This window comes from Terrabacter sp. P2_E3 (assembly GCF_056403915.1).
In genome coordinates this window covers 104,960-131,730 of the sequence record NZ_JBFUEN010000010.1, presented here as the reverse complement: position 1 = coordinate 131,730, position 26,771 = coordinate 104,960, and the positions used below count along the sequence as shown (strand labels likewise).

At 71.3% G+C, this 26,771-nt stretch carries 29 protein-coding genes and 4 tRNA genes; 20 read left to right on the top strand and 13 right to left on the bottom strand.

Annotation, left to right across the window (positions count from 1 at the left end):
• Positions 1–24 precede the first annotated feature (24 nt).
• Complete coding sequence (locus AC1DW8_RS15420) at positions 25–777, top strand: methyltransferase domain-containing protein (protein WP_478095104.1); 753 nt, start codon at positions 25–27, stop codon at positions 775–777.
• Positions 778–1,086: 309 nt separating this feature from the next.
• Here AC1DW8_RS15420 and AC1DW8_RS15415 read toward each other — a convergent pair whose 3' ends face one another.
• Positions 1,087–2,397 (bottom strand): alpha-amylase family glycosyl hydrolase, encoded by a 1,311-nt coding sequence (locus tag AC1DW8_RS15415; RefSeq protein WP_056827127.1) that lies wholly within the window; start codon positions 2,395–2,397, stop codon positions 1,087–1,089.
• Positions 2,398–2,477: 80 nt separating this feature from the next.
• The gene (locus AC1DW8_RS15410) at positions 2,478–2,987 is read right to left on the bottom strand and encodes an Lrp/AsnC family transcriptional regulator (protein ID WP_478095101.1); all 510 of its coding nucleotides are present in this window, start codon (positions 2,985–2,987) and stop codon (positions 2,478–2,480) included.
• Between the two features lie 107 nt (positions 2,988–3,094).
• Here AC1DW8_RS15410 and hppD point away from each other — a divergent pair, with 107 nt between their 5' ends.
• The 3 genes from hppD (at position 3,095) to AC1DW8_RS15395 (ending at position 6,980) form a co-directional block, all read left to right on the top strand.
• Positions 3,095–4,327, top strand: coding sequence for a 4-hydroxyphenylpyruvate dioxygenase (hppD, locus tag AC1DW8_RS15405; RefSeq protein WP_478095099.1), 1,233 nt, complete (start codon positions 3,095–3,097; stop codon positions 4,325–4,327).
• Positions 4,328–4,460: 133 nt separating this feature from the next.
• On the top strand, positions 4,461–5,282 hold the full coding sequence (locus AC1DW8_RS15400) for an RDD family protein (RefSeq protein WP_056827129.1): 822 nt from the start codon (positions 4,461–4,463) through the stop codon (positions 5,280–5,282).
• A gap of 135 nt (positions 5,283–5,417) precedes the next feature.
• Positions 5,418–6,980: a DHA2 family efflux MFS transporter permease subunit gene (locus AC1DW8_RS15395; protein ID WP_056775814.1), complete on the top strand. Its 1,563-nt coding sequence runs from the start codon at positions 5,418–5,420 to the stop codon at positions 6,978–6,980.
• Positions 6,981–6,998: 18 nt separating this feature from the next.
• On the opposite strand, the gene fahA is transcribed toward AC1DW8_RS15395, so the two are convergent.
• The gene (fahA, locus tag AC1DW8_RS15390; RefSeq protein ID WP_478095096.1) at positions 6,999–8,252 is read right to left on the bottom strand and encodes a fumarylacetoacetase; all 1,254 of its coding nucleotides are present in this window, start codon (positions 8,250–8,252) and stop codon (positions 6,999–7,001) included.
• Entirely contained in the window at positions 8,249–9,109 is an 861-nt protein-coding gene (locus AC1DW8_RS15385) for a hypothetical protein (RefSeq protein WP_478095094.1), read from the bottom strand. The genes fahA and AC1DW8_RS15385 overlap by 4 nt, the downstream gene beginning before the upstream one ends.
• 82 nt (positions 9,110–9,191) lie before the next feature.
• On the opposite strand from AC1DW8_RS15385, the gene AC1DW8_RS15380 reads away from it, so the two are divergent.
• Both AC1DW8_RS15380 and AC1DW8_RS15375 read left to right on the top strand, forming a co-directional pair.
• On the top strand, positions 9,192–10,466 hold the full coding sequence (locus AC1DW8_RS15380) for a cupin domain-containing protein (protein WP_478095093.1): 1,275 nt from the start codon (positions 9,192–9,194) through the stop codon (positions 10,464–10,466).
• A 4-nt stretch (positions 10,467–10,470) separates the two neighbouring features.
• Positions 10,471–11,142 carry an IclR family transcriptional regulator gene (locus tag AC1DW8_RS15375; RefSeq protein ID WP_478095091.1) on the top strand — a complete coding sequence of 224 codons (672 nt, stop codon included), beginning with the start codon at positions 10,471–10,473 and terminating at the stop codon, positions 11,140–11,142.
• Between the two features lie 114 nt (positions 11,143–11,256).
• Here AC1DW8_RS15375 and AC1DW8_RS15370 read toward each other — a convergent pair whose 3' ends face one another.
• Both AC1DW8_RS15370 and AC1DW8_RS15365 read right to left on the bottom strand, forming a co-directional pair.
• The gene (locus AC1DW8_RS15370; protein WP_478095088.1) at positions 11,257–11,871 is read right to left on the bottom strand and encodes an isochorismatase family protein; all 615 of its coding nucleotides are present in this window, start codon (positions 11,869–11,871) and stop codon (positions 11,257–11,259) included.
• Between the two features lie 3 nt (positions 11,872–11,874).
• Positions 11,875–13,188 (bottom strand): nicotinate phosphoribosyltransferase, encoded by a 1,314-nt coding sequence (locus tag AC1DW8_RS15365; protein ID WP_478095086.1) that lies wholly within the window; start codon positions 13,186–13,188, stop codon positions 11,875–11,877.
• A gap of 71 nt (positions 13,189–13,259) precedes the next feature.
• On the opposite strand from AC1DW8_RS15365, the gene clpS reads away from it, so the two are divergent.
• From clpS to AC1DW8_RS15330, 7 genes are all read left to right on the top strand, one after another.
• Entirely contained in the window at positions 13,260–13,565 is a 306-nt protein-coding gene (clpS, locus tag AC1DW8_RS15360) for an ATP-dependent Clp protease adapter ClpS (protein ID WP_056775827.1), read from the top strand.
• Complete coding sequence (locus AC1DW8_RS15355) at positions 13,565–14,263, top strand: DUF2017 domain-containing protein (protein ID WP_478095084.1); 699 nt, start codon at positions 13,565–13,567, stop codon at positions 14,261–14,263. The genes clpS and AC1DW8_RS15355 overlap by 1 nt, the downstream gene beginning before the upstream one ends.
• 56 nt (positions 14,264–14,319) lie before the next feature.
• A complete protein-coding gene (locus AC1DW8_RS15350; protein ID WP_056775830.1) occupies positions 14,320–15,087 on the top strand; it encodes an MBL fold metallo-hydrolase in 768 nt (255 codons plus the stop codon).
• A gap of 119 nt (positions 15,088–15,206) precedes the next feature.
• Complete coding sequence (locus AC1DW8_RS15345) at positions 15,207–16,076, top strand: aldo/keto reductase (protein ID WP_478095082.1); 870 nt, start codon at positions 15,207–15,209, stop codon at positions 16,074–16,076.
• 116 nt (positions 16,077–16,192) lie between these two features.
• Complete coding sequence (gene rph, locus AC1DW8_RS15340; protein ID WP_056775832.1) at positions 16,193–16,933, top strand: ribonuclease PH; 741 nt, start codon at positions 16,193–16,195, stop codon at positions 16,931–16,933.
• Entirely contained in the window at positions 16,930–17,550 is a 621-nt protein-coding gene (rdgB, locus tag AC1DW8_RS15335; protein WP_056775834.1) for an RdgB/HAM1 family non-canonical purine NTP pyrophosphatase, read from the top strand. Before rph ends, rdgB begins: the two co-directional genes overlap by 4 nt.
• Positions 17,547–19,112, top strand: coding sequence for a molybdopterin-dependent oxidoreductase (locus AC1DW8_RS15330; RefSeq protein WP_478095079.1), 1,566 nt, complete (start codon positions 17,547–17,549; stop codon positions 19,110–19,112). The genes rdgB and AC1DW8_RS15330 overlap by 4 nt, the downstream gene beginning before the upstream one ends.
• Here AC1DW8_RS15330 and AC1DW8_RS15325 read toward each other — a convergent pair.
• Together AC1DW8_RS15325 and AC1DW8_RS15320 are read right to left on the bottom strand one after the other, a co-directional pair.
• A complete protein-coding gene (locus tag AC1DW8_RS15325) occupies positions 19,099–19,506 on the bottom strand; it encodes a RidA family protein (protein ID WP_056775837.1) in 408 nt (135 codons plus the stop codon). The genes AC1DW8_RS15330 and AC1DW8_RS15325 overlap by 14 nt on opposite strands.
• Entirely contained in the window at positions 19,503–19,727 is a 225-nt protein-coding gene (locus AC1DW8_RS15320; protein WP_056827139.1) for a hypothetical protein, read from the bottom strand. Before AC1DW8_RS15320 ends, AC1DW8_RS15325 begins: the two co-directional genes overlap by 4 nt.
• A gap of 100 nt (positions 19,728–19,827) precedes the next feature.
• Between AC1DW8_RS15320 and AC1DW8_RS15315 the strand changes: the two genes are divergently transcribed.
• The 4 genes from AC1DW8_RS15315 (at position 19,828) to AC1DW8_RS15300 (ending at position 21,100) form a co-directional block, all read left to right on the top strand.
• Positions 19,828–19,911 (top strand) — tRNA-Leu (locus tag AC1DW8_RS15315).
• A 65-nt stretch (positions 19,912–19,976) separates the two neighbouring features.
• Positions 19,977–20,450, top strand: coding sequence for a thioredoxin-dependent thiol peroxidase (gene bcp, locus AC1DW8_RS15310; protein WP_478095076.1), 474 nt, complete (start codon positions 19,977–19,979; stop codon positions 20,448–20,450).
• A gap of 30 nt (positions 20,451–20,480) precedes the next feature.
• On the top strand, positions 20,481–20,732 hold the full coding sequence (locus AC1DW8_RS15305) for a DUF3618 domain-containing protein (protein WP_056775840.1): 252 nt from the start codon (positions 20,481–20,483) through the stop codon (positions 20,730–20,732).
• A 74-nt stretch (positions 20,733–20,806) separates the two neighbouring features.
• The gene (locus tag AC1DW8_RS15300) at positions 20,807–21,100 is read left to right on the top strand and encodes a GroES family chaperonin (protein WP_478095139.1); all 294 of its coding nucleotides are present in this window, start codon (positions 20,807–20,809) and stop codon (positions 21,098–21,100) included.
• 45 nt (positions 21,101–21,145) lie between these two features.
• On the opposite strand, the gene AC1DW8_RS15295 is transcribed toward AC1DW8_RS15300, so the two are convergent.
• Positions 21,146–21,955, bottom strand: coding sequence for a hypothetical protein (locus AC1DW8_RS15295; RefSeq protein ID WP_478095074.1), 810 nt, complete (start codon positions 21,953–21,955; stop codon positions 21,146–21,148).
• 153 nt (positions 21,956–22,108) lie between these two features.
• Positions 22,109–22,181: transfer RNA gene (locus AC1DW8_RS15290), tRNA-Lys, on the bottom strand.
• Positions 22,182–22,622: 441 nt separating this feature from the next.
• On the opposite strand from AC1DW8_RS15290, the gene AC1DW8_RS15285 reads away from it, so the two are divergent.
• Positions 22,623–23,042 carry a DUF5994 family protein gene (locus AC1DW8_RS15285; protein WP_478095138.1) on the top strand — a complete coding sequence of 140 codons (420 nt, stop codon included), beginning with the start codon at positions 22,623–22,625 and terminating at the stop codon, positions 23,040–23,042.
• Between the two features lie 33 nt (positions 23,043–23,075).
• Here AC1DW8_RS15285 and AC1DW8_RS15280 read toward each other — a convergent pair whose 3' ends face one another.
• The 3 genes from AC1DW8_RS15280 to orn form a co-directional block, all read right to left on the bottom strand.
• Positions 23,076–24,248 carry a glutamate--cysteine ligase gene (locus AC1DW8_RS15280; RefSeq protein ID WP_056775848.1) on the bottom strand — a complete coding sequence of 391 codons (1,173 nt, stop codon included), beginning with the start codon at positions 24,246–24,248 and terminating at the stop codon, positions 23,076–23,078.
• Positions 24,249–24,433: 185 nt separating this feature from the next.
• Positions 24,434–24,509, bottom strand: a tRNA-His gene (locus AC1DW8_RS15275).
• Positions 24,510–24,655: 146 nt separating this feature from the next.
• Complete coding sequence (gene orn / locus AC1DW8_RS15270) at positions 24,656–25,279, bottom strand: oligoribonuclease (RefSeq protein WP_200959189.1); 624 nt, start codon at positions 25,277–25,279, stop codon at positions 24,656–24,658.
• Positions 25,280–25,348: 69 nt separating this feature from the next.
• On the opposite strand from orn, the gene AC1DW8_RS15265 reads away from it, so the two are divergent.
• Positions 25,349–26,539: a PrsW family intramembrane metalloprotease gene (locus AC1DW8_RS15265; protein ID WP_478095071.1), complete on the top strand. Its 1,191-nt coding sequence runs from the start codon at positions 25,349–25,351 to the stop codon at positions 26,537–26,539.
• A gap of 56 nt (positions 26,540–26,595) precedes the next feature.
• A tRNA-Arg gene (locus tag AC1DW8_RS15260) sits at positions 26,596–26,668 on the top strand.
• Positions 26,669–26,771 lie beyond the last annotated feature (103 nt).

Sequence of the window (26,771 nt, the reverse complement as noted above, 5' to 3'; positions counted from 1 at the left end):
CCCACGGGCCGGTTGGATGAGCGGATGCGTGCGTTCGAGGAGCTCGTGGACGAGGCGGTCGACGCCGACGTGACCGGCTGGGGGTTCGGCTGGCTCGACGGCCGAGCCACCGAGGAGCGGCCGGTCTGGGGCTACGCCCGGCTCCTCGCCGCTCGGCTGTCGAGGGCCACGGTTGCCCTGGACCTCGACACCGGCGGTGGCGAGATCGTCGCGCAGGTGCCGGTGCTGCCGGAGCGGATGGTCGTCACCGAGGGCTGGGCGCCCAACATGGAGCGGGCGCGCGCCCTGCTCGGGCCCCGCGGCGTCGAGGTCGTGCCCGTCACGCCGGGTGACCCGCTGCCCTTCCCGGACGCGACCTTCGACCTCGTGACGAGCCGCCACCCGGTGCGGCCGGCCTGGGACGAGATCGCGCGGGTGCTCGTCGACGGCGGCACCTACCTCGCCCAGCACGTCGGCCCGGCCTCGGCGTTCGAGCTCATCGAGCAGTTCCTCGGCCCGCTCCCGCGGGAGCGGCTGGGTCGCGACCCGGAGGCCGAGGGCCGGGAGGCTCGCGCGGCGGGCCTCGACGTCGTCGACCTGAAGACCGCGCGGTGCCGGATGGAGCTGTACGACGTGGGCGCCGTCGTGTGGCTCCTGCGTCGGTGCGTCTGGTGGGTCCCGGACTTCACCGTCGAGACCTACCGCGAGACCCTCGAACGTCTCGACGCCGGGATGCGGGCGGGCCGGCCGTTCGTCGCCCACTCGACGCGACACCTCGTCGAGGCGCGCCGGCGCTGACCCGTGCCGGCGGCTGCCCCGTCCGCTCGGGGGGCGTCCCGCCGCCTGGGAGTTCAGCGGGACGCCCCGTCCCGGCCGACCGGTTGGTGGGACGTCGGCACGGCAGAGGCGTACCCGCCGGGACAGGGGAGCACCGACGGGTACGCATCTCCATTCTCGCGGATCGAAGGCCGCTGCGTGCACGGTTTCGACGGGATCACGTCATGATCTGGGCGCTCGATCGTCTACCAGTCGACGGGACACGACCCCTGTGCCGTCCGGGGCCTCGGGCCGCCCGTGGAGGAGCGCCCGAGGCCCTGCTCCGTCGCGTCAGGCGCCGACGAGGACCTGGTAGCCCCAGGCCGGCAGGGTGTACTGCTGGCCCTGCGCCAGCTCGAGGGTCTCGCCGCTGAAGGCGTCACGCCACGAGCCCGCCTGCGGGCCGTCGCCGAGCGTCACGGTCCGGTCCTCGTCGCTGAAGTTGAACGCCCCGAAGACCCGGTCGTCGCCGACGGCTCGCACGAAGCTCAGCACCGCCGCCTCGGCCGAGTTGGGGACGCGCACCATGCGCCCGCCCGCGGCGCCGTTCCACAGCGCGGGGTGCGCCTTCTTGAGGGCGAAGAGCTGCCGGTAGAGCTCGCCCTGCTCGTCCTCGCGCCACTCGATCTCGTCCTTGTCGAAGAAGATGAGCCGCTTGTCGCTGCCCGCCTCCTGCCCGTTGTAGACGAGCGGCATGCCCTCGCTGACGACGGACAGGACGATCGCCGGAAGGAGGGCGTCGCCGAACTGCTCGTACTCGGTGCCTTCCCACGCGTTCTTGTCGTGGTTGCTGACGAAGAGCATCCGGTAGGCGTCGCGCTGGTAGAAGCGGTCGTTCCACGCGTAGTAGACCTTGAGGGCCTCGACGTCGGCCTTGCCGTGGGCGATCTTGTGGAGCGTCTCGTTCCAGCTCCAGCCGTACGTCATGTCGAAGGCGCGGACGTGCAGGTCGCGCGACTCCCACTCGGCGAGCATGAAGACCGGCTTGATCTCGTCGAGCTCGCGGCGGACGTTGTCCCAGAAGTCGACGGGCACGAATCCGGCCACGTCGCAACGGAACCCGTCGACATCGACGTCGCGCACCCAGAACTTCATCGCCTCGGTCATGTAGCGACGCAGGTCGGGGTTGTCGTAGTCGAGGTCGATGATGTCGTCCCAGTCCCACCAGGGCGTGGGGCGCAGGTCGCCCTTCCAGTCACGGGCGTACCAGTCTGGGTGCTCCTCGACGAGCGGGTTGTCCCACGCGGTGTGGTTGGCGACCCAGTCGAGGATGACGCGCAGACCGAGACCGTGGGCCGTGTCGACGAAGTGGCGCAGGTCCTCCAGCGTGCCGAACTCCGGGTTGACGCCGAGGTAGTCCTTGACGGCGTACGGGCTGCCGAGCACGCCCTTGCGGTTCAGCTCCCCGATCGGGTGCACCGGCATGAGCCACACGATGTCGATGCCGAGGTCGCGGATGCGGGGCAGGTGCGCCTCGGCGGCCCGGAACGTGCCCTCGGGCGTGAGGTGGCGCTGGTTGATCTGGTAGATCGTCGCGCTGTGGCTCCACTCCGGGTGGGTCAGCTCGACGTCGGGCCGCGGTGCGTAGGGGTTGGCGGTCACGGGTGGCTCCTGGTCCGGCTCGGTGGGATGAGTGGTGCGGTGGGTCGTTCCGGTGCTGCAGGGTGTGCGAGCCTCGCACGTCAGGACGACGTGTCGAGGAGGTGCTCGACGAGCGGGATCGTGCGGTGGTCGAGGCGCGTGGCGAGCGAGATGACGGTCGAGGCCCGCGTCACGTGCGCGTCGTCGACGACGCGGTCGATGACCCGTTGGAGGTCGGCGTTGTCGCGACCCACGATGCGGATGAGCACGTCACCGGAGCCGGTGATCGTGTGCGCCTCGAGCACCTCGGGGATGGCAGCGAGGTGCTCGACGACAGGGGAGTGCCCACCGCGACCCTGCCGGATCTCGAGGGTGCAGAACGCCGTCACCGGGTAGCCGAGGGCGGCCGGGTCGACGTCCGGGGCCATCGAGCGGAGCACGCCGGTGCGCTGCAGCCGGTCCAGCCGGGCCTGCACGGTGCCGCGGGCCACGCCCAGCCGGCGAGAGGCGCCGAGCACGCCGATGCCCGGCTCGGTGAGCAGCAGGAGCAGGATGCGGCAGTCGAGCGCGTCGACCGGTGCGCGCACCGACGGTCCCGCTCCTGAGGTCATGGACAGAGTGTCCATCACCACACGGCATACGGGCAACACTTTGTGCACTGTGTTCAGCCGCGAAGGCTGCTGTTGCACACTTCGACGCTCTCGGTCACTCTCGCTCCATGACCGACACGATGCCGTCTCCGGCCGCCGACCTCACCGACCAGGAGCGCGAGGCCGACCTCGACCTCGACCAGCTCAAGCAGCTCGTCGGTCTCGTCGAGTACGACGAGAACACCGACGTCTTCCCCGTCACCGGATGGGACGCGATCGTCTTCGTCGCCGGCAACGCCACGCAGAGCGCGCACTACTACCAGAGCGCCTGGGGCATGGAGCTCGTCGCCTACTCGGGTCCCGAGAACGGCAACCGCGACCACAAGGCGTTCGTCCTCAAGAGCGGCTCGATCCGCTTCGTCATCAAGGGCGCCGTCGACCCTGACAGCCCCCTCGCCGACCACCACCGCCGCCACGGCGACGGCGTCGTCGACATCGCCCTCGAGGTGCCCGACGTCGACAAGTGCGTCGCCCAGGCCGTCAAGGCCGGTGCGACGGTCCTCGAGCAGCCCACCGACCACACCGACGAGCACGGCACGGTGCGCACCGCCGCCATCGCGACCTACGGCGAGACCCGCCACACCCTCGTCCAGCGTGCCGTGAACGGGCAGACGTATGCCGGCCCGTACCTTCCCGGCTACGTCCCGACCGCGTCGTCGATCGTCCGCCGCGAGGGCCAGCCCAAGCGTCTCTTCCAGGCCCTCGACCACATCGTCGGCAACGTCGAGCTCGGCCACATGGACGAGTGGGTCTCCTTCTACAACCGCGTCATGGGCTTCGTGAACATGGCCGAGTTCATCGGTGACGACATCGCCACCGACTACTCCGCGCTCATGAGCAAGGTCGTCGCCAACGGCAACCACCGCGTCAAGTTCCCGCTCAACGAGCCGGCCATCGCGAAGAAGAAGAGCCAGATCGACGAGTACCTCGAGTTCTACCGCGGCGCCGGCGCGCAGCACCTCGCCGTCGCGACGAACGACATCCTCGCCTCGGTGGATGCCCTGCGCGCCAACGGTGTCGAGTTCCTCGACACCCCTGACTCGTACTACGAGGACGCCGAGCTGCGCGAGCGCATCGGCAACGTCCGGGTGCCGATCGAGGAGCTGCAGAAGCGCAAGATCCTCGTCGACCGCGACGAGGACGGCTACCTCCTGCAGATCTTCACCAAGCCGCTCGGCGACCGCCCGACGGTCTTCTTCGAGCTCATCGAGCGGCACGGTTCGCTCGGGTTCGGCAAGGGCAACTTCAAGGCGCTCTTCGAGGCGATCGAGCGCGAGCAGGACAAGCGCGGCAACCTCTGAGTCGCACCGACGTGACCCTCGGCCCCGGTCCGGTCCCTGCCTTCGGGCGGGAACGGGCCGGGGCCGAGGCGCACCCGCCACCAGTCGGGGCGCCGCTGGTCTGGGAACGCCGATGCCGTGGCACAGTTGGGGCATGAGCCAGCAGCCCTCCGGGTGGTACGACGACCCCAGCAACACCGACATGCTCCGTTACTGGGACGGCGTGTCGTGGACCAACCACACCGCCCCGAAGAAGTCGCCGACCATCGCGCAGAGCACCATCGGCCTGCCGCACCAGAGCCCGCAGAGCCCGCAGGGACAGGTCCCGCCGGACCGCACCGGCGTCCCGACGCCGACGACACCGATGCCGCAGGGCAGCGGCTGGCAGACCCAGTCACCGGCGCAGCAGAGCTACTACCAGCAGGCCCCCGCCAACACGCAGTGGATGCACAACATCAAGACCACCGCCGACGGGGTGCCCCTCGCCCCGTGGGGCAAGCGTTTTGCGGCGTGGGTCGTCGACGGGCTCATCCTCGCCGTCGTCGGCGGGATCATCTCGTGGTTCGCGACGCCTCGACTGTCCGAGCTCTTCTCCCAGATGGTGACCGCCGCCCAGGCCGGCGACCAGGCGCGCCTCGTCGAGATCCAGAACGAGCTCACCGGACCCGCAGTGCAGTTCTCGCTCTTCCTGTGGCTCGTGGCGACGGCCTACTGCCTCGTGTTCTGGACGACGATCGCTCAGACCCCCGGCAAGATGGCGCTCGGCATCAGCGTCCGCCGTGCCGCCGAGCCCGGCCCGCTGCCGCTGGGCACCGCAGTCATGCGTCGCCTCGTCCCGCTGGCCGGTCAGTTCGTCCCCTTCCTGTCCCTGCTCGACGGCCTCTGGCCGCTGTGGGACGACAAGCGCCAGGCCCTGCACGACAAGGTCGCGAGCACCCAGGTCGTCGAGGGGAAGCAGCCGCGCAAGCAGGGCTGATGCCCTGACGGCTCGGCCGGCGGCGTAACTCCCTTGCGCCGTCGTCGGTGGTCGGCGCGACAATGGAGACTGCGCGGGTAGTCCCGCGCCCACGGCGCCGATGCCGTCGCGCACCCCTCGTCCCCCGGAGTCATCGTGTCTGCTCCCAGCGCCACCAGCCAGCCCAGCTACCCCGACAAGATCGACGGGCCGGTCCTCAAGATCGCCGGCGTCGTCGTGCTCGGGGCGATCATGTCGATCCTCGACATCACCGTCGTCAACATCGCCCTGCCGACCTTCCAGACGGTCTTCGCCGAGAGCCCCGAGCAGCCGTTGCCCTACTCCACCGTCGCGTGGACGGTGACGGCCTACACCCTCGCGCTCGCGACGGTCATCCCGCTCACGGGCTGGGCCGCCGACCGGTTCGGCACGAAGCGGCTCTACGTCCTCGCCGTCGCGCTCTTCACCGCCGGCTCGGCCCTGTGTGCCACCGCCGGGTCGATCGAGTTCCTCATCGGCTTCCGCGTGCTGCAGGGACTCGGCGGGGGCATGCTCATGCCGCTCGGCATGACGATCATGACGCGCGCCGCCGGCCCGGCCCGGATGGGCCGGCTGATGGCGATCCTCGGTGTCCCGATGCTGCTCGGCCCGATCTTCGGACCCATCCTCGGTGGCTGGCTCATCGAGGTCGCGAGCTGGCACTGGATCTTCCTCATCAACGTCCCGATCGGCATCGTCGCGGCGCTCTACGCCCTGTGGGCCCTGCCGTCCGATGCCCCTGAGCCCTCCGAGTCCTTCGACGTCGTCGGCATGCTGCTCATGTCGCCCGGCCTGGCGCTCTTCCTCTACGGCATCAGCTCGATCCCCGGCGAGGGCACGATCATCTCCACGAAGGTGCTCGTCCCGCTCTGCATCGGGCTCGTCATGCTCGTCACCTTCGTCTTCTACAGCTTCCGGCCCGAGCACCCGCTGCTCGACCTGCGGCTCTTCCGCAACCGCCGCCTCAGCGTCGCGACGATCACGATGTTCCTCTTCGCCGCGGCCTTCTTCGGTGGCCTGCTGCTCGTGCCGACCTACCTCCAGCAGGTGCGGGGACTCGACACGCTCCACGCGGCGTTCCTCATGGTGCCCCAGGGCCTCGGCGCGATGGTGACGATGCCGATCGCGGGCGCCCTCTCGGACCGCATCCCGGTGGGCCGCATCGTGCCCTTCGGGCTGCTGGCCATCACGGGCGGGATGTTCGCGCTGACTCAGGTGGGTGTCGACACCCCGTACTGGGGCTTCATGGTCCCGGTGCTCTTCGTCATGGGTCTCGGCATGGGCGGCACGATGATGCCGCTCATGACCTCGGCGCTCAAGACGCTGCAGAGCCACCAGGTGGCGCGTGGCTCGACGCTGCTCAACATCACCCAGCAGATCGCGAGCTCGGTCGGTGTCGCCGTCATCTCCGTGGTCTTCACGAACTACCTCAGTGCCTCGGCGCTGGCCGGCCCGGCCATCGCGGCGCTGCACGACCCGACCCTCGTCGACGACGTCGGCGGGCCGGCCGCGGTGCAACAGGGCCTGGCCGAGGCCGCCGACGCGTTCGGAGCCACCTTCCTCGTCGCTGCGATCCTCGTGGCGCTGACGCTGATCCCGGCGTCGTTCCTGCCCCGCAAGCACGAGGAGTCGCACTTCCTCGACGACCAGGCCGAGGCGGCGCCGGTCGTCATCCACTGAGGCCGGCCCCCAGAGCCCTCAGCGGGCGGGTCGTATGGTGCCGGTGACCTCGCCGAGGCCGATGCGCGAGCCGTCCGGTCCCGGCGCCCAGGCCGTCATGGTGACCGTGTCGCCGTCCTCGAGGAAGCCGCGGGTCGTGCCGTCGGCGAGCGTCAGCGGCTCCGTGCCGTTCCACGTCAGCTCGAGCAGGCTGCCCCGGGTGTCGCGCGTCGGGCCGCTGATCGTGCCCGAGCCGAAGAGGTCGCCGTCACGCAGGGAGGCGCCGTTGACGGTGAGGTGCGCGAGCATCTGTGCCGGCGACCAGTACATCCCGGCGTGCTCGGGGCGCGAGACGACCGTGCCGTTGAGGCTGACCTCGACGTGCACGTCGAGGCCGAAGGCGTCACCGCGCAGATACGGCAGCAGCTCCGGATCAGACTGTCCCGGAAGGGGAACGCGGGCCGCGGTCAACGCCTCGAGCGGGGTGACCCACGCGGAGACCGACGTGGCGAAGGACTTGCCGAGGAACGGGCCCAGCGGCACGTACTCCCAGGCCTGGATGTCGCGGGCGCTCCAGTCGTTGAGGACGACGACGCCGAAGAGGTGGTCGGGCGCGTCGTCGACCGAGACCCGTGACCCGAGAGCGGTCGCGCCGCCGACGACGTAGCCGAGCTCCGCCTCGATGTCGAGGCGGATGCTCGGGCCGAACACGGGGGTGGGGTCGTTCGGGCCCCTGCGTTGGCCCGTCGGGCGGACGACGTCGGTGCCCGACACGACGACGGTGCCGGCGCGGCCGTGGTAGCCGATGGGCAGGTGCTTCCAGTTGGGTGGGAGCGCGGCGTTGTCCGGGCGGAAGATCTGGCCGACGTTGCTCGCGTGGTCCTCGCTCGCATAGAAGTCGACGTAGTCGGCGACGTCGACGGGCAGGTGGAGCGTGACCTCCTCCACGGGGTGCAGGTGCGGCGAGACGCCGTCGCGGTGCACCTCGTCGCGGAGCACCTCGGTCAGCCACTCCCGGGCGACGGTCCACGCCGGGCGGCCGAGGGCGAGGAAGGCGTTGAGGCTCGGCGTCTGCCAGGCCGTCGCGAGATCGGGTCCGTCACCCACGAGCCCGGCGTCGCGGCCGATCGCCGCTACCGCGCCGGCATCGAGCACGAGGTCACCGATGCGCACCCCGACGCGCCGGTCCGGGTCGCCGGCCGTGCTGAAGACGCCGTAGGGAAGGGTGTCGATGCCGAAGGGGTGGTCGGCGGGGACGTCGAGCCAGGTGCTCGGCCGGGTGGGCGGCGTCATGCGTGGGACTCCTCGGTGGTGATCAGCCCGAGTGCCTCGAGCTCGGTCAGGGGGTCGAGCACGCCGCAGCAGCCGTAGGCGGTGAAGCTCTCGCGGACCTGCTCCGCGTCCTCCGTGGGCAGGCTCGAGACAGCAGTGACGAGCACCTCGGCGTGGTGACGAGCGAGGATGCCGGCCAGGTCGTGCGCCTCGGCACCGCCCAGCGCCTCGTGCGTCGCGAGCAGGACGTTGAGCAGCCCGTGCATCGGCTCGCCGCCGTGGTTGCCCCGGACCGCGTGGTGCAGGCCTCCGGTCAGCTTGAACGGGAGGCCGTGCAGCACGACGGCGTCGAGGAAGCCGCCGAGCGTCGCCTCGTCGGGCCACGGCCACGTCGGGGTCGACCCGGTGCGGAACTTCGCCGTCACGTCGTGCTCCTCGTCGACGGCGGCAGCGATGTCGTCGAGGCCGCGAGCCTGGTCGTCCCCGAGGCCCACCTCGACGACGACAGGGATCTCGGCGTCGAGGACCTGCCGCCATTCGGGTGACCACCCGAGCTCGGCTGCCGTGACGAGCACCCGCTCGTCGTCGCGCAGCGAGGCGAGCGCGTCGACGAGGGGCCGCGCCGGGCTGCCGGGGCGCACGACGAGGCTGACCTCGAGCGGTGCCTGGGCGGTGCGGGGGTCCGTGGCGGCGAAGGCTGCGAGCTCGCCCGCCGACGCGGCGGGGACGAGCAGCGGCCCGATGTGGACGGCATACGGACCCGCGCGTCGGTCGAGGTGCTCGCGCACGGCCACGTCGAGCGGGGCCAGCCCTGGCGGGAAGACCGCGGCGTCGTCGACGAGGCGGTCGAAGAGGGGCGCGAACGGCGTCCTTGACATGACCGGGAGCGTACTCCACTGTTGCAATAGCGATACACCAGCGTCCGCTCATCGGACGCGCTCGACGGAGAGGCCCTCGCCCATGGCGCACTACCAGTCGGTCGGCAGCATCCCGCCCAAGCGGCACACCCAGCACCGCCGACCCGGCGCCGGGAGCGCCCCGGGCGAGCTCTACTACGAGGAGCTGATGGGCGAGGAGGGCTTCAGCTCCGACAGCTCGCTGCTCTACCACCGCAACATCCCCTCGACGACGGTCGGCTCCGCCGTCTGGGAGGTGCCTGACCAGTCGACGACGCCGAACCACCCGCTGACACCTCGGCACCTCAAGCTCCATGACCTCTTCGACGCCGCGTCCGTCGAGGGCACCGACGTCGTCACGGGGCGCCGCCTCGTCCTCGGCAACGGCGACGTGCGCATCTCGTATGCCGTTGCCGGCGCGCCGAGCCCGTGGTACCGCAACGGGATCGGCGACGAGTGCGTCTACGTCGAGCGCGGCCGGGCTCGCGTCGAGACGGTCTTCGGCGCCTTCGACGTCGCCGAGGGCGACTACGTCATCATCCCCAGGGCGACGACGCACCGATGGCTCCCAGAGGTCTCCGGCGACGAGCCGCTGCGGGCGTACTGCATCGAGGCGAACAGCCACATCGCGCCGCCCAAGCGCTACCTCAGCAAGTACGGCCAGCTCCTCGAGCACGCCCCCTACTGCGAGCGCGACCTGCGCCAGCCCGAGGGTCCGCTGCTCGCCCAGGACGTCGGCGCGAGCCCCGACGAGGAGACCGACGTCTACATCAAGCACCGCGGCAACGGCCCGGGTGGCGTCGTCGGCACGATCCACACGCTGCCGTTCCACCCGCTCGACGTCGTCGGCTGGGACGGCTGCCTCTACCCCTACGTCTTCAACGTGCGCGACTTCGAGCCGATCACCGGCCGCGTCCACCAGCCGCCGCCCGTGCACCAGGTCTTCGAGGGCTGGAACTTCGTCATCTGCAACTTCGTGCCCCGCAAGGTCGACTACCACCCGCTCGCGATCCCCGTTCCCTACTACCACTCGAACGTCGACAGCGACGAGATCATGTTCTACGTCGACGGCGACTACGAGGCCCGCAAGGGATCGGGCATCGGCAAGGGGTCGGTCTCGGTGCACCCGGGCGGCCACCCGCACGGCCCGCAGCCCGGTGCGACCGAGGGCTCGATCGGCGTCGAGAGCTTCGACGAGCTCGCCGTCATGGTCGACACGTTCCGTCCGCTCGAGCTCGGTGAGGGCGGTGTGGCCGTCGACGACGGCCTCTACGCGATGTCGTGGTCCAAGGGGGCCGGCCACGCGAGGACGCCCGGCGGCGCCCATTCCGAGGGCTGACCGCGTGCCCGGTCCGGCCGCCCCTCGAGGTGAGTCCTCCCAGACCCTCGACCGCGGTATCCGCGTCCTCGAGACGCTGGCGGGCACCGAGGGGTCGGCCGGTCTGACGATCACCGAGCTCGCGGCAGGCCTCGGCGTCGGACGGCCGGTCGTCTACCGCCTCGTGACGACCCTCGAGGACCACCACCTCGTCTCCCGGGCATCCGACGGGCGGGTGCGTCTCGCGCTGGGGATCAGCCGACTCGCCTCGGCCGTGACTCCCGTCGTGCGCAGCGAGGCCCGGCCCGTGCTGCGCGAGCTCGCCGACGCCGTGGGGGCGACGGCACACCTGACCATCGCCGAAGGCGACGAGGCCCTGGCTCTCGTCGTCGTCGAGCCGTCGTGGACCGACGTCCACGTCGCCTACCGCTCCGGCGCCCGGCACCGGCTCGACCAGGGCGCTGCGGGACGGGCGATCCTCGCGGGCCGGACGGGGGAGCGCGGCGTCGTCGGCACCGACGGGGAGCTGCAGGCGGGGGCGCACGGGCTCGCGGTGTCGCTGTCGACCCGCACCGACCCGGCACCGGGTGGCGTCGAGGCCTCGGTCGGTGTCGTCTCGCTCGAGCCGCTCGACGTGCGCACCGTGGGTCCGCGGCTCGAGCACGCCGCCCGCACCCTCCGAGCCGTCCTCCGCTGACCCCCTCACCCTCCTCCCGTCGAGTGAGCGCTCAGCCCCAGTCGAGTGAGAGCGAATTCCCTTGTGAACCAACGCAGATGGGACGTGGCGCTCACTCGAGTGGGAGGGGCGGGGTCAGCCGCCGACCCGTGGTGTGCCGAGCAGCCGGATACCCTCCTCGCGCAGCTCTGCGAGGGCCGCGTCGGTCGTAGACCTGGAGACTCCCGCGGTGAGGTCGAGCAGCACGGTGGTCTCGAAGCCCTCACGCTGCGCGTCGGCCGCGGTGGCCCGCACGCAGTGGTCGGTGGCGATGCCGACGACGTCGACGCGGGAGACGCCGCGCTCGGTGAGCCATGCGGCAAGGGTGCTGTGCTGGTCGTCGACCGACCGTCCCTCGAATCCGCTGTAGGCAGCGGCATGCTCGCCCTTGCGGAAGACCGCCTCGACGTGACCCAGGGCGCCGGCGAGCCTCGGGTGGAACTCGGCACCCTCGCTGCCTGCGACGCAGTGCACCGGCCACGAGTCGACGAAGTCGGGGGTCGACGAGAAGTGCGGTCCTGGGTCGACGTGCCAGTCGGCGGTCACGACGACGTGGTCGTAGTCCGCGGCGTGCCGGCCCACGTGCTCGCTCACCTCGCGGGCGACGTCGGCACCGCCGGTGACGGCGAGGGACCCGCCCTCGCAGAAGTCGTTCTGGACGTCGACGATGATCAGCGCCCGTGCGCCGTCGGCATGCGTGGGTCCGGCCATGGCTCAGTCCTTCTCGAAGACGGTGGGGATCACGGGCTCGCCTCGCGACAGCTGGGCCGCCGCCCGGGGCAGCTCCGCGCGCGAGGCCTCGTGGCGGGCGCGGGCCTCGTGGATGTCCTGGTGGTCGACGACCTCGCCGGCGCGGACGAGGTCGATCATGAGCCGGCGGTCGTTGCCGTCGTCGCGCGGCTGCTCACCGATGCCGATGACCTCGGCCTGCGCGATCCCGTCGTCGCGAAGGCGCCGCATGGCCCACTTGCGACCCCCGACCGACGTCTTGTCCTTGCTCTTCTTCTCGACGCCCTGCATCTGCCCGGACGCGTCCTCGCGCTGGACGAGCTTGTAGACCATGGATGCCGTGGGGGCCCCGGAGCCGGTCACGAGGGCCGTGCCGACGCCGTAGCCGCTGACGGGTCCGGCAGCCAGGCCCGCGATGGCGTACTCGTCCAGGTCGGAGGTGACGATGATCCGGGTGTCGGTGTTGCCCGCCGCGTCGAGCTGGGCGCGCACCTCGGTGGCCAGGATGAGCAGGTCGCCCGAGTCGAGCCGGACCGCCCCCAGGCCGGGCCCGGCGATCTCCATGGCGAGAGCGACGGCCGTCCGCACGTCGTAGGTGTCGACGAGGAGGGTCGTGCCCTTGCCGAGCGACTCGACCTGCGCGGTGAAGGCCTCCTTCTCCGAGTCGTAGAGGAGGGTGAAGGCGTGCGCGGCCGTGCCCGTCGTGGGCACGCCGTAGCGACGCCCGGCCTCGAGGTTGCTCGTCGCGTCGAACCCGGCGACGTAGGCCGCGCGAGCGGCCGCGACGGCCGACTCCTCGTGGGTGCGTCGTGAGCCCATCTCGATGCAGGGCCTGCCCACGGCGGCGGTCGTCATGCGCGAGGCAGCGGACGCGATCGCCGTGTCGTGGTTGAGGATCGAGAGCACGAGAGTCTCGAGGATGACGCCCTCGGCGAAGGTGGACTCGACGACGAGCACCGGTGACTGCGGGAAGTAGCACTCGCCCTCGGCGTAGCCGCTGACGTCCCCGGAGAAGCGGTAGTCGGCGAGCCAGTCGACGGTGGCCCGGTCGACGACCTTGCGGTCGGAGAGGAAGCGCAGCTCGTCGTCGCCGAAGCGGAACTGCTCGAGCGCCTCGAGCACCCGGCCCGTTCCCGCGATGACCCCGTAGCGGCGGCCGTCGGGCAGCCGGCGGGCGAACGCCTCGAAGACGCAGCGCCGGTGCGCCTCGCCCGAGGCGAGGGCGGCCTGGAGCATCGTCAGCTCGTAGTGGTCGGTCAGCAGCGCCGTGCTCGCGGCGCGAGGGCTCGTCGGGCTCACGTGCCCACCCTAGGTGTCGCGGGCCTCGGGGACCGTCTGCCCCGCGCCCTCGGTGGACCTAGGGTGGCCCTGTGACCGCAGCCACCCTCTCCCTCGCTCCCGCCGAGCAGGAGGTGACCTCCACGGACGAGGTCGTCGCACCCGACGTGCCGTGGGTGACGATCGTCTGGAACGACCCCGTCAACCTCATGACGTACGTGACGTGGGTCTTCGAGACCTACTTCGGCTACGCCCGTCCGAAGGCGGAGAAGCTGATGATGGACGTGCACGTCAAGGGCCGTGCGGTCGTCTCCAACGGCCCCCGCGAGTCGATGGAGCGCGACGCGGAGGCGCTGCAGGGCTACGGTCTCTGGGCCACGTTCGAGAAGGACAGCTGATGGCCCGCGCCTTCCTGCGCGAGCAGGACCACTACGTCGCGCTCCTCGAGTCCACCGAGCGCACGGTGCTCCTCGGGCTCATGCAGCAGACGCGCCTGCTGCTCTCGCCCGAGATCGAGCCGACGGGTGACGCGTTCGACGACCTCGTGGCGTCCATGGGCCTGTCGCTGAGCGCAGCCGACCAGCAGACCGACTCGGCGTCGCTCGACGACCGCGACCCGGCTCTCGACCGGCTCCTGCCGACGGCCCATCGCGGTGACGACGAGATCGCGGCCGAGTTCCGTCGCCTCACCGAGGAGGGCCTGCGCCAGCGCAAGAGCGGCAACCTCGACGTCGCGCTCGCGTGCGTCGACGGGGCCGTCGGCAACCGGGTCGTGCTCGACGAGGCGCAGGCGCCGGCCTTCCTCATGGCGCTCACCGACGTGCGCCTGCTGCTCGGGGAACGCATGGGCATGCGCACCGAGGAGGACGCCGAGGCGCTGCACGCCGCGATGGACGACATCGACGACGACGACCCGCTCGGCTACGCGATGGCGTGGTACGACTTCCTCACCTGGCTTCAGGAGACCCTCACCCACGCGCTCATGGGAACCGACCTGCGTGACGCCGTGGCGGCATACGACGACGACGACGTCGAGGACGACCTCGAGGAGGACGTCGACGACGACGAAGGCCGGCGCCCGGACGGCACGGTGTGACGCACCCGACGCCATGTCGCCGGGCCGGAGTCGGTGCCGGCACCTAGGCTCGTCACGTGGACGTCACGATCGTCGGGTGCTCGGGATCCTTCGCGGGTCCACGCTCGCCCGCCTCGTCCTACCTCGTCCGCACCGAGCACGAGGGTCGCACGTGGAGCATCGTGCTCGACCTCGGCAACGGCGCCCTCGGCGCCCTGCAGCGCCACATCGAGCCGTATGCCGTCGACGCGGTGCTGCTCAGCCACCTGCACGTCGACCACTGCATCGACATGTGCGGGCTCTACGTCATGATGCGCTACCTCCCCGGCGGTCCCGGGCGCGCGACGATGCCGGTCTGGGGGCCCGCGGGCACCGGAGTGCACCTCGCCCGCGCCTACGGCGGTGGCGAGGCCGAGGGCGTCCTGTCCGTCTTCGACTTCCACGATCTGCGCCACCGCGAGCCGGTGACGGTCGGGCCGTTCACGATCACGCCGGTGCACGTCAACCACCCGGTCGAGGCCTACGGCTTCCGGGTCGAGGCCGACGGTCGTGTGCTCGCCTACACCGGCGACACCGACACGTGCGACCAGCTCGACGAGCTCATGACGGGCGCCGACCTCGTGCTCGCCGACTCGGCCTTCGTCGAGGGCCGCGACACGGTGCCCGACATCCACCTCTCGGGTCGCCGCGCCGCCGAGGCGGCCGTCCGGGCCGGGGGAGTGCGTCGCCTCATGCTGACCCACATCCCGGCCTGGAACGACGCCGAGGTGTGTCGGGCGGAGGCTGCCGCGGTGTGGCCGGGCTGCGTCGAGCTCGCCGAGCCGGACGCCACCTACCGCCTCTGACGGATCCGGCCGCGGGTGACGGCCCCCGAAGCCGGGTATGGACCGTGACGGTGCGTCGCGCGCCCGGCAGTCGCCGGACGTCCGCCGACGACCGGAACGACCGAACCAAGGAGGCACCGTTGCAGCAGCGAACCATCGGATCGAGGAAGGTCAGCGCGATCGGTCTCGGCGGCATGCCGATGTCCATCGAGGGGCGGCCCGACGAGGACCGCTCGATCCGGACCATCCACGCCGCGCTCGACGCCGGCGTGACCCTCATCGACACGGCCGACGCCTACCACCGTGACGCCGGCGAGGTGGGCCACAACGAGTCTCTCATCGCCAAGGCGCTCTCGTCGTGGTCCGGCAGCGCGGCTGACGTCCTCGTCGCCACGAAGGGTGGGCACCTGCGCCCGGGGGACGGGTCCTGGACCCAGAACGGCCGCCCCGACCACCTCAAGGAGGCCGCCAAGGCCTCGCTCCAGCGGCTCGGCGGCGAGGCCATCGGGCTCTACCAGTTCCACCGGCCCGACCCCGACGTGCCGTATGCCGAGTCCGTCGGTGCGCTCGTGGACCTGCTCGACGACGGCGTCATCGAGATGGCCGGCATCTCCAACGTCGACCCGGCCCAGATCCGCGAGGCGCAGGACGTGCTCGGCGGCCGCCTCGTGTCGGTGCAGAACCAGTTCTCGCCGGCCTTCCGCAGCAGCCGCGCGGAGCTCGACCTGTGCGCCGAGCTCGGCATCGCCTTCCTGCCGTGGAGCCCGCTGGGCGGCATCAGCAGGGCTGGTGACCTCGGGAGCCGGCACGACGCGTTCGCGGAGGTGGCGAAGGCCCACGACGTGAGCCCGCAGCGGGTGGCCCTCGCATGGGAGCTGGCGCTCGCGCCGACCGTCGTGCCCATCCCGGGCGCCTCCCGTCCGGAGAGCATCCAGGACTCGGTGCAGGCCGTCGACCTCGAGCTGTCGGCCGACGAGGTCGAGCGACTCTCGGCCGAGACGCTCGACTGATCGGCCCGTCATCGCGCCGCGGGGACGGGTCCTTACGGTTCACGAACGAGCCGTCCGGGCCCGTCCCCGCACCCGCGATTGAGGCCTAGCGTGGAGTCATGGCTAGCCTCGTGGGCATGACTGACCGACATGACGGCCGTGCCCCCGACCAGACCCGAGAGGTGCGGATCACCCGCAACTGGCTCGACCACGCGGAGGGCAGCGTCCTCGTCGAGTTCGGGCGCACGCGCGTGCTGTGCGCGGCGTCCTTCACGGAGGGCGTCCCGCGCTGGCTCAAGGGCAAGGGCACCGGATGGGTCACCGCCGAGTACGCCATGCTGCCCCGCGCCACCAACACCCGTTCCGACCGCGAGAGCGTCAAGGGCCGCATCGGCGGCCGCACCCACGAGATCAGCCGCCTCATCGGGCGCAGCCTGCGCGCTGTCATCGACACGAAGGCCCTGGGCGAGAACACCATCGTCCTCGACTGCGACGTGCTGCAGGCCGACGGTGGCACCCGCACCGCCGCCATCACCGGCGCGTACGTCGCCCTGGCCGACGCCGTCGAGCACGCCCGCTCCCAGGGCCTCATCGGCAAGAAGGCCCAGCCGCTGACCGGCTCGGTCGCAGCCGTCTCCGTCGGCATCGTCGAGGGCCGTGCCGTCCTCGACCTCGACTACCCCGAGGACTCGACCGCCGAGACCGACATGAACGTCGTCATGACCGGCGACGGCCGCTTCATCGAGGTCCAGGGCACTGCCGAGGGTGCGCCCTTCGACCGCGACCTGCTCGGCCAGCTGCTCGACCTCGCCACGAAGGGCTGCGCCGACCTCACCGACCGGCAGCACGCCGCCCTGGCCGGGGAGGTCGCCCCGTGACGCAGGTCGTCCTCGCCACGCGCAACGCCCACAAGCTCGAGGAGCTTCGCGAGATCCTCGCCGACGTCAGCGCCGACCTCGGGCTCGAGATCGTCGGTCTCGACGGCTTCCCCGACGCGCCGGACGTCGTCGAGGACGGCGTCACCTTCGAGCAGAACGCCATCCTCAAGGCTGCGTCCGCGGCCCACGTGACGGGCCTGCCCGCCCTCGCCGACGACTCCGGCCTGGCCGTCGACGTGCTCGGCGGCTCGCCCGGCATCTTCAGTGCCCGCTGGTCCGGTGGGGGCGGGGACCGCGCCAACCTCGAGCTGCTCCTCGCACAGCTCGGCGACGTCCGGGACGAGCACCGCGCCGCCGCCTTCGTCTGTGCCGCTGCCATCGTGCTGCCGGACGGACGCTCGGCCGCGGAGCTCGGGCGCTTCCCCGGCACCGTGGGCCGCGAGCCGCGGGGCACCAACGGCTTCGGCTACGACCCGATCTTCCTGCCATCCGACCAGCCGGACGGCAACGAACGCACACTGGCGGAGTACGACGCCGACGAGAAGAACCACGTCTCGCACCGGGCGCTCGCCTTCCGTGCACTCGTGCCACACCTGAAGGAGCACCTGAGGCCATGACCACCACCAGCCCGGCGACCCGTCCCGAGACCGCCCCACAGCAGCCGGCCCGTCCGCTCTGGTGGGGCGCCGTCGACGGGCTGGTGGCCGGGCTGCTCACGGTCGGGCTCGCGACGCTCGCCGCAGCGCTGCTGACGGCCGTCGGCCAGTCCTCGGGCCAGCCGGCCCCCATCGCGGCGGTCAGCGGGGCCTTCATCGACCGGACGCCGCCGTGGCTCAAGGACTATGCCATCGCGACCTTCGGCACCAACGACAAGCGGGCCCTGCTCGTCGGCACCGTCGTCGTGCTCGCCCTCGCCTGTGCCGCGGTCGGCGTGCTCGCGAGCCGCCACCTCGTCGCCGGCCTCGTCGTCTTCGCCGTCGTCGGGGTCGTCGGCGCGGCCGCGGTGCTCACCCGTCCGGGCGCCGGCCCGGCAGACGTCCTGCCGACGATCCTCGGCACCGCAGCCGGGATCTGGTTCCTCAGCCGCGCCTCGGCCCCCTCGTCCAGCGTGACGGGCGCTGCCGGTCCCGGCCGACGCTGGGTTATCGGGGGAGCGGTCGGCGCCGTCGCGGCATACGCCGGCAGCTACCTCGGGGGCGACTCGGCGGCCGCCACGGTCTCGCGCGACGCGCTCAAGAGCACGCCGCTCAAGGGCACGAAGCTCGCCATCCCCGCCGGCGCCGAGCTCAAGGTGCCGGGTCTGACGCCGTACATCGTCCCGAACGCCGACTTCTACCGCATCGACACGGCGATCGTCGTGCCGCGCATCGACGCCAACGACTGGAAGCTCAAGGTCACCGGCATGGTCGACCGTGAGGTCGAGATCGACTGGAAGACGTTGCAGGGCAAGCAGATGCAAGAGGCGCTGGTCACCCTGACGTGCGTCTCCAACGAGGTCGGGGGCGACCTCGTCGGCAACGCCGTCTGGACCGGCTGGCCCGTGCGCGAGCTCCTCGCAATGGCCGGCCCCAAGGCCGGTGCCGACATGGTGCTCCAGACGAGCATCGACGGCTTCACCGCCTCGACCCCGCTCGGCGCGCTCACCGACGACCGCAACGCCCTGCTCGCGATCCGGATGAACGGCGAGCCGCTGCCCTTCGAGCACGGCTTTCCCGTGCGTGTCGTCGTGCCGGGCCTCTACGGCTTCGTCTCGGCGACGAAGTGGGTCACCGAGCTCAAGGTGACGACGTATGCCGCCGACGTGGCCTACTGGACGCCGCGTGGCTGGTCGTCGACCGGACCGATCAAGACGGCCTCGCGCATCGACGTCCCCAAGGCCGGGGCGAGCGTCAAGGCCGGCACGGTCGCCGTCGCCGGGGTCGCGTGGGCGCAGCACACCGGCATCTCCAAGGTGGAGGTGCAGGTCGACCAGCAGCCCTGGACCGAGGCTCGCCTCGCCGCCGACGCGAGCATCGACACGTGGCGCCAGTGGGTCTACGAGTGGGACGCGACGCCGGGCAGCCACGACATCCGCGTGCGCGCCTACGACGCCAAGGGGCAGGTGCAGTCGCCGCTCGAGGAGCCGCCCGCACCCGACGGCGCCACCGGCATCCACGTCGTCAACGTCAGGGTGGAGTGACGCCGGGGGTCCCTGAGCCGACGACGGCCTCGGCCTCGATCTCGACGAGCAGGTCGGGGTCGATGAGGGCGGTCACCTGGACCATCGTCGAGGCCGGCCGCACGTCGGCGAAGACCTCGCCGTGCGCGCGACCCACCGACTCCCAGTCACGGATGTCGGTGACGAACATCCGGGTCCGCACGACGTCCGCGGGCGAGGCCCCGCACTCGGCGAGCGCCTCGACGACGATCTCGAGCGCGACCTTGGCCTGCGTGTACGCGTCGCCGGGCGCGACGACCCGGCCCTCGCGGATCGCCGTGGTCCCCGCCACGTGCACGGTGTCCCCGACGCGGACGGCCCGCGAGTAGCCGACGACGCCCTCCCACGGACCGCCCGTGCCGATGTTGCGCCTCATGAGCGCAGGCTAGTCCTGACCGGTGAGCGTGCGGGTGGGCTCGACAGGGACGCGGCCGGCAGGAGGAACCAGTGCCGGGCCACGCAGAGGACCCGTGCGTGCTCGACGGGCCCGTCGGTGCTCTCGAGCACCGTGCGCTCCGTCACCTCGGCGAGGGCTCCGCACTCCGGGCACGTCGTCGTGTCGAGCGCGGCCCCGACCGATGCGTTCGTCCTGTCCATGACGCACCTCCTCGTCCGTGGGTCATGGGAGACGGAGCGCGGACGGCGGCTCCTGATACCCGGGCGCCGCCAACTACAGTGGGGGCCGCGCACCCCGCGAGCGGACGTGGTGGAACTGGTAGACACGCAGGATTTAGGTTCCTGTGCCCTAGGTGTGCGGGTTCGAGTCCCGCCGTCCGCACCAGCCGGACCGACCTCGTGTCCGGACCGGGTACGAGCCCGGCAGACATGACGACGAAGGAGCAGATCGTGACCGCACGACTCGAGCCCGGCGAGCAGGCGCCTGCCTTCAGCCTCACCGACGACACCGGCCAGACCGTCAGCCTCGCCGACTTCGCGGGCCGCAAGGTCATCGTCTACTTCTACCCGGCCGCCATGACGCCGGGCTGCACCAAGCAGGCCTGCGACTTCAGCGAGTCGCTGGACTCGCTGAAGAGGGACGGCTACGAGGTGGTCGGCATCTCCAAGGACAAGCCGGCCAAGCTGGCGAAGTTCCGCGAGCGCGACCACCTCACCATCCCGCTGCTCAGCGACGAGGACCTCGCGGTCCACACGGCATACGGCGCCTGGGGTGAGAAGAAGCTCTACGGCAAGACCGTCGAGGGCGTCATCCGGTCGACGTTCGTCGTCGACGAGGAGGGCAAGGTCCGCCATGCGTTCTACAACGTCAAGGCGACCGGCCACGTGGCCAAGCTCCGTCGCGACCTCGGCATCGCCGACTAGAGTCGCAACCGTCCCCCGAAAGGAAGCCAGATGAGCGACACCGCACGGATCGAGCAGGACATCCAGGCCGCCCGCGCGCGCCTCGAGGGCACCGTCAACGAGCTGGCCTACCGCGCCCAGCCGCAGGTCATCGCCCAGCGTCAGGTGCAGGGCCTCAGGCTGCGCCTCGCCGCGGCCACCCACACCGAGGACGGCGAGCTGCGCATCGAGCGCATCGGCGCCGTCGTGGCGGCAGCCGTCGTCGTCGTGGTCGCCGTCGGCCTCCTGCGTCGCCGGCGCTGATCCGGCCGGCCGGCCCACCCACTGCCGTGGCCAGGAAGGATGCTGCCGCAGCGGCGGCCCGACTGCCCGTCCGGATGCTGCACGACCGCGTCCTCGTCTCCCTCGAGAACGAGGGCGAGCGGCGCTCCGGCGGCGGCATCCTCATCCCCGCGACCGCGTCGGTGGGCAAGCGCCTCGCGTGGGGCGAGGTCGTCGCCACCGGCGTCAACGTGCGCCAGGTCGAGCTGGGCGACCGCGTCCTCTTCGACCCGGAGGACCGCGGCGAGGTCGAGCTGCACGGCAGGGACTACGTCCTGCTCCGCGAGCGCGACATCCACGCCGTCGCGGCGCGACGCGTCGAGGACGGCCAGACCGGCCTCTACCTCTGAGGCTCGCTCCGTCGGTCGGGGCATCGGTCGGGCGTCGGTCGGGCGTCAGTCGGGGCGCAGCCCGAGCTTGCGCAGCAGTCCCGGACCGGGCCACACCGGCTTGCTCGGCAGCGGCCACTTCTTCGCGTCCTTCTGGTTGAGCATGACGTACTTGTCGAAGCAGACCTGCTGCGACACCGGTCCGTAGAGGTCGGAGGCCTCGCTCATCCACGCCTTCTGGTGAGAGGCGCGGTAGTCGGCGGGCATCGAGTCCCACAGCGCCTGGTTGAAGCGCCGGACCGAGGGGTTGCGCTTGCCCGGCCGGATCGCCTCGTCGTCGACGGCGCCGCCGCCACCACCGGCCAGCGCGGTCTGGCCCGCGCCCAGCCCGGGGATCGCGGTGCCGGCGAAGTCTGCCGACCAGCCTCGGTAGGTGATGCCCCAGGCCTTCGTGATCACGTCGATGTCGACCTCGCCGACCTTGCCCTTGGCGGGCCAGTCCGTCGAACGGACCCGGCCCGCGCCGACGGACAGGGCGATGTGGCCGTGCTTGCCGCCCGCCCAGTAGACGGGGGCGCCCGCAGGGGCGTCGGTGCCACCGCGGCGCTGCGCCGCGCGTGCCCAGGCGGCGTTGGCGTCGGCCAGCCCGAAGGTGTGCGGAGCGGCGATGCAGTTCCACACGAAGTTGCAGCACATCCCGACGGGAAGGTACGTCGTGAAGGCGCGCGCCTTGCCGACGCTCGCTCCCGGCCCGCGCACCGTGACGCCGCGGTCGCCGCCGCCCGGGGGTGGTGGCTCCTCGGTCCACGGCAGGTCGGGTGTGACCTCCCGCTCGCCCTGGTCGCCTCGGTCCAGCTCGTCGTCCCAGCCGCTCATCGCATCTCCCCTCGAGCCGGCGACGCGGTCACCCGCGCCCCGGGTGGAACCTCCATCGTCCAAGGGAGGCGCGGCGCTGTCAGCCTGATACGCGAATCAAGAGGGACAAAGGGAAGACCCCCGTCCGGATCGCTCCGAACGGGGGTCTTGAAGTGCGCCGCCAGGGACTCGAACCCCGAACCCAGTGATTAAGAGTCACTTGCTCTGCCAATTGAGCTAGCGGCGCAACGAGGGGAAACGTTAGCAGCCGTCCCGCGCAGGGACAAAATCGGTCGCTCGGAGGTGTCCCGAGCCCCGCACCAGGACCCTCGCAGCGACCGGGCGACCCGGTGCTGCGGGCGGATTCGCGTGACTACGGGGTCGCGCTCGCCGTCGAGATGAGTGACAGCGCGAGGCTGACGACGATGACACCGATGATGACACCGACCGTGATCCGCTGGGCCTTCTTGTTCCCCATGAGCATGACCCCATTGTGCGGTATGCCGCGGAGGCGCCGGTGCGTCGCCGCGGGCGTACGCTGAAGTGGAGACAGGGTCACCCGGTCAGGGTGCCCCGTCGGCAGCAGAGGCCCGACCCTTGCGCGGCGTCGGTCCTCCAGGGCAGGAAGTGACGAGCGAGCCGCGGCCACCCATCTCGTCATGCTCCCGGAGGAGCCACCGTGAACGCCATGCCCCTGTCCCCGCCCATCGACACCTCCCTCCCGAAGGCCGCGGCCGGGCCGCCGCTCGACGAGCTCACGAGTCGCCTCGCCCTGTCGCCCCATCCGGGGGTGAGTGCCTCCGACGGCGTGTGGTGGCCGAGGTCGAGCGACCTCCGAGTGGAGGTGCCGCTGCTCGACGTCGCCGTGCACGACCGCACCCGCGCTCGGATCGCACGGTTCGGCTACGAGCGTGCCGGGTGGGAGGACGGACCTCGCACGGTGCGCAGCCCGATCGGGATCACGCACCTCGGCTGGTTCGAGCACAGTCGCTTCCCCGACCACGTCCTGCTGTCACTGAGCAACTACGGCAGGCTCGTCCTCACGGTGCTCCCGCCCGACACTGACGGCGAGACCGCACGCACGGCGATGGCGACGGTCGGGGAGTAGCGGACGAGCTTTCCCGCCGGGCCGCCGCGGACGTCACCGGCCGTCTGATACGAGCATGGCGCGCACGGCGGCCCTCAGGTCGCCGGTGCCGTCGTCCATGACGGCCGCGCGCATCCGCTGGTAGCCCGCGCCGTCGCGCAGGATGTCCTCGATCCCTGCGAGCTCACGCGTGCACGCGAGGCGCCGCGCGGTCGGCTGCAGCTGCTCGAGGAGGTCGTGGATGTCGTCGACGACGTGGACCTCGGTGTTGTCGGCGTCGCGGATGATGATCGCGTCGAGCCCGTAGCGGGCCGCCCGCCACTTGTTCTCCTGCACGTGCCACGGGGGCAGCGGGCGGGCGAGGACGCCCTCGTCGAGCTGGTGCTCGAGGTGGGCGACGAGACAGTGGATGAGGGCGGCGACGGCGGCCACGTCCTGCGGGCGCGAGAAGCCGTCGCAGGCCCGGACCTCGATGGTGCCGAGGCGCAGCGACGGCCGGACGTCCCAGCGCAGCTCGCTCGCGTCGGTGACGACCCCGGTCGTGAAGACGTCGTGGAGGTAGGCGCGGTACTGCGCCCACGTCTCGAACTGGAAGGGCAGGCCGGCTGTCGGCAGCTGCTGGAAGAGCATCGTGCGGTTGCTCGCGTAGCCGGTGTCGGCCCCCGAGCCGTAGGGGGAGGACGCCGACAGCGCCGTGAGGTGCGGGTGGTAGGTCAGCAGGGCGTTGACGAGGGGCCAGACCTTCGCGGCGGATCGGACGCCGACGTGGACGTGGACCCCGAAGATCACCATCTGCCGGCCCCACCACTGGGTGCGGTCGATGAGCGTCGCGTAGCGCTGGCCCTCGGTGACCTCCTGGTCCTCCCACCGGGCGAACGGGTGCGCGCCGCCGCCGTAGAGCAGGACGTCGAGCTCGGAGGCCGCGCGCTGGACGCGCCCCAGTCCGTCGGCGAGGTCCGCGGCTGCCTCCTCGGCGTTCGCGCAGATGCCCGTGACGATCTCGACGGTGTTGCGCAGCAGCTCCTGCGTCACGGTCGACCGCGACTTCGTCGGTCGGGCGTGACCGGTGTCCTCGGGTCCGTTGGCGAGGCCGAGCAGCTCGACAGCGCGCGAGGTGAGGTCGAGCGTGGCCGGGTCGAGCAGACCGATCTCCCACTCAACGCCCAGGGTCTGACCGGCAGACGGTGAGAACCGCGCGTCCACCGACGGCGCGCTCGGGTCGTTCATGGGTCACCTCGGGGTCGTCGGGGAAGCGACCGCAGAGCAGCGTTGCGGGCTGCGGGCCGGTGTGAGCGGCTGGCACGAGCCTATCGGCGCCGGACTGCCTCAGCCCGGGACCGGTCCGAGATGCAGCACGGCCCGGCTCCCCTCGGGGAGCCGGGCCATGCGTTCGTCCTGACGAGCAGGACCGTTGGGGTGAGTGACGGGACTTGAACCCGCGGCCACCTGGACCACAACCAGGTGCTCTACCAGCTGAGCTACACCCACCATGCACAACACGAGCCGGGCCCGAGGGCTCGGCGCCGTGTCACGGCGTCGACAATGCTACAGGCTCTCGTGAGGTGCTCGTGACCACCCCGTCGACGGCACCGCTGACGGCATACGTCATCGCCCGAAGGGCTGCTCCGGAGCGCTCAGTGCTCGATGACGTGAGGCGACGCGAGCGCCTTGGCGGTGGCGCTGTCGGGGCCGGGCTGCGGCACGAACACCGCCTGGCGGTAGTAGCGCAGCTCGGCGATCGACTCGCGGATGTCGGCGAGCGCCCGGTGCCCACCGGACTTCTTGGGGGCGTTGAAGTAGACCCGGGGGTACCACCGGCGCGAGAGCTCCTTGATCGAGCTGACGTCGATGATGCGGTAGTGCAGGTAGGACTCGAGCACGGGCATGTCGCGCGACAGGAAGCCGCGGTCGGTCGCGACGGTGTTGCCGCCGAGCGGGGCCTTGCGCGGCTCGGGGACGAAGGTGCGGACGTAGTCGAGGACGATGTGCTCGGCCTCCTTGAGCGTGACCCCGGAGTCGAGCTCGGTGATGAGACCCGAGCTCGTGTGCATGTCGCGGACGAAGTCGTCCATCTGCTCGAGGGCCTCGTCCGGCGGCTTGACGACGACGTCGATGCCGTCGCCGAGCTGGTTGAGCTCGAAGTCCGTGACGAGGGCGGCCACCTCCACGAGGGCGTCGGACTTCAGGGACAGGCCCGTCATCTCGCAGTCGATCCAGATGATCCGGTCAGCGATGGCTCGGTGGTTGGTGTCACTCACCGGTCCACCATAGGGGCTGAGGGGGACGAGCCCCGGTCGGCGGCCACAGCGCTGCACTAGCCTGCCCTCATGACCTCAGGGGACGTGACGACACAGGGGACTGGCGCGAGCCCGGGCGGGCAGGAGCAGCAATGGAGCCCGGCGCGCAACCCGACCCGGCGACCGATGCTGCGCACCGCGCTCACCATCGGCGTCGCCGCGTCGGTCTTCCTCGTCTGCCTGCTCATCCTGCTCGGCATCCTCGGCGACCGGCTCACGACCCAGACGATCGTCACGTCGGCGCTCATGGCGATCATCCCGGTGCTCGTCATCGTGCCGACCTTCCTCTGGCTCGACCGCTACGAGGCGGAGCCGGCGCGCTACATCGTCTTCGCCTTCCTCTGGGGGGCGCTCGTCGCCGTCGTCGGTGCCTTCTTCCTCAACACCTTCGGCCTCAAGATGCTCGTCGAGGCGCGCTGGACCGACCCGCTCGAGACGGGTGCCGTCTACCTCGCGCCGGTCACCGAGGAGACGCTCAAGGGCCTCGGCATCCTGCTCATCTACCTGTTCCGTCGGCGCGAGTTCGACGGGATCATCGACGGCATCGTCTACGCCGGGCTCATCGGGGCGGGCTTCGCCTTCAGCGAGAACATCCTCTACCTCGGGCAGGCCTACAACGAGTACGGCGGTGAGGGCCTGACGTCGACCTTCCTCGTCCGTGGGCTCATGGGTCCGTTCGGTCACCCGCTCTTCACGTCGCTGACCGGCATCGGGATCGGCATCGCCGTGTCCGCCCGACGTCCGGCGGTGCGCATCGTCTCGATCCTCGCCGGGTGGTTCTGCGCCATGCTGCTCCACGGCCTCTGGAACCTCTCGGCGCTCGCGGGGATGGACGGCTTCTTCGCGGCGTACGTCTCCTACCAGGTGCCGCTCTTCCTCGCCTTCATCGGCTTCCTCCTCTGGCTGCGTCGGCGGGAGGGTCGGCTCATCGGGCGCTACCTCTCGCCGTACGCCGACGCCGGCTGGCTCACCCACGCCGAGGTCACGATGCTCTCCCACCTGCGGCTGCGTCGTGCGGCGCGGGCCTGGGCGCGGCAGAACGGCGGTCGCCCTGCGAAGCGGTCGATGGACGCCTTCCAGGACAGCGCGAGCGACCTGGCGCTGCTGCGCTCGCGGCTCGTCCACGGCACCGCCGAGGACGGGGCGTCGGAGCGCGAGTTGGTGCTGCTCGAGGCGATCACGTCGCACCGTCGTGACTTCGTCGGCTCGCCCGTGACCTGAGCCGGCGCGGCGCCTCGCGGTGCCTATCATTGGACGGCGCCCGGATCGGGCGACCCGCCCCTGTAGCTCAGCGGATAGAGCAAGAGCCTTCTAATCTCTTGGTCGCAGGTTCGAGTCCTGCCGGGGGCACTGTGCACCGGCCTGCCGGAATACCCGGCGCGCTCCGTCGTCGGCTGCGATGCTGGAGGCGTCAGCCGGCGTGTGATGGATCGCACCGCCCCCGGTGTCGCCC

Bases quoted from the DNA above. Each gene is read 5' to 3' on its own strand.
- AC1DW8_RS15420 (WP_478095104.1), top strand. From the start codon at position 25: ATGCGTGCGTTCGAGGAGCTCGTGGACGAGGCGGTCGACGCCGACGTG.
- AC1DW8_RS15410 (WP_478095101.1), bottom strand. From the start codon at position 2,987: ATGACCTCAGGAGCGGGACCGTCGGTGCGCGCACCGGTCGACGCGCTC.
- hppD (WP_478095099.1), top strand. From the start codon at position 3,095: ATGACCGACACGATGCCGTCTCCGGCCGCCGACCTCACCGACCAGGAG.
- AC1DW8_RS15400 (WP_056827129.1), top strand. From the start codon at position 4,461: ATGAGCCAGCAGCCCTCCGGGTGGTACGACGACCCCAGCAACACCGAC.
- fahA (WP_478095096.1), bottom strand. From the start codon at position 8,252: ATGACGCCGCCCACCCGGCCGAGCACCTGGCTCGACGTCCCCGCCGAC.
- AC1DW8_RS15385 (WP_478095094.1), bottom strand. From the start codon at position 9,109: ATGTCAAGGACGCCGTTCGCGCCCCTCTTCGACCGCCTCGTCGACGAC.
- AC1DW8_RS15380 (WP_478095093.1), top strand. From the start codon at position 9,192: ATGGCGCACTACCAGTCGGTCGGCAGCATCCCGCCCAAGCGGCACACC.
- AC1DW8_RS15370 (WP_478095088.1), bottom strand. From the start codon at position 11,871: ATGGCCGGACCCACGCATGCCGACGGCGCACGGGCGCTGATCATCGTC.
- AC1DW8_RS15355 (WP_478095084.1), top strand. From the start codon at position 13,565: ATGGCCCGCGCCTTCCTGCGCGAGCAGGACCACTACGTCGCGCTCCTC.
- rph (WP_056775832.1), top strand. From the start codon at position 16,193: ATGACTGACCGACATGACGGCCGTGCCCCCGACCAGACCCGAGAGGTG.
- AC1DW8_RS15330 (WP_478095079.1), top strand. From the start codon at position 17,547: ATGACCACCACCAGCCCGGCGACCCGTCCCGAGACCGCCCCACAGCAG.
- AC1DW8_RS15325 (WP_056775837.1), bottom strand. From the start codon at position 19,506: ATGAGGCGCAACATCGGCACGGGCGGTCCGTGGGAGGGCGTCGTCGGC.
- AC1DW8_RS15320 (WP_056827139.1), bottom strand. From the start codon at position 19,727: ATGGACAGGACGAACGCATCGGTCGGGGCCGCGCTCGACACGACGACG.
- AC1DW8_RS15305 (WP_056775840.1), top strand. From the start codon at position 20,481: ATGAGCGACACCGCACGGATCGAGCAGGACATCCAGGCCGCCCGCGCG.
- AC1DW8_RS15300 (WP_478095139.1), top strand. From the start codon at position 20,807: ATGCTGCACGACCGCGTCCTCGTCTCCCTCGAGAACGAGGGCGAGCGG.
- AC1DW8_RS15295 (WP_478095074.1), bottom strand. From the start codon at position 21,955: ATGAGCGGCTGGGACGACGAGCTGGACCGAGGCGACCAGGGCGAGCGG.
- AC1DW8_RS15285 (WP_478095138.1), top strand. From the start codon at position 22,623: ATGCCCCTGTCCCCGCCCATCGACACCTCCCTCCCGAAGGCCGCGGCC.
- AC1DW8_RS15280 (WP_056775848.1), bottom strand. From the start codon at position 24,248: ATGAACGACCCGAGCGCGCCGTCGGTGGACGCGCGGTTCTCACCGTCT.
- AC1DW8_RS15265 (WP_478095071.1), top strand. From the start codon at position 25,349: ATGACCTCAGGGGACGTGACGACACAGGGGACTGGCGCGAGCCCGGGC.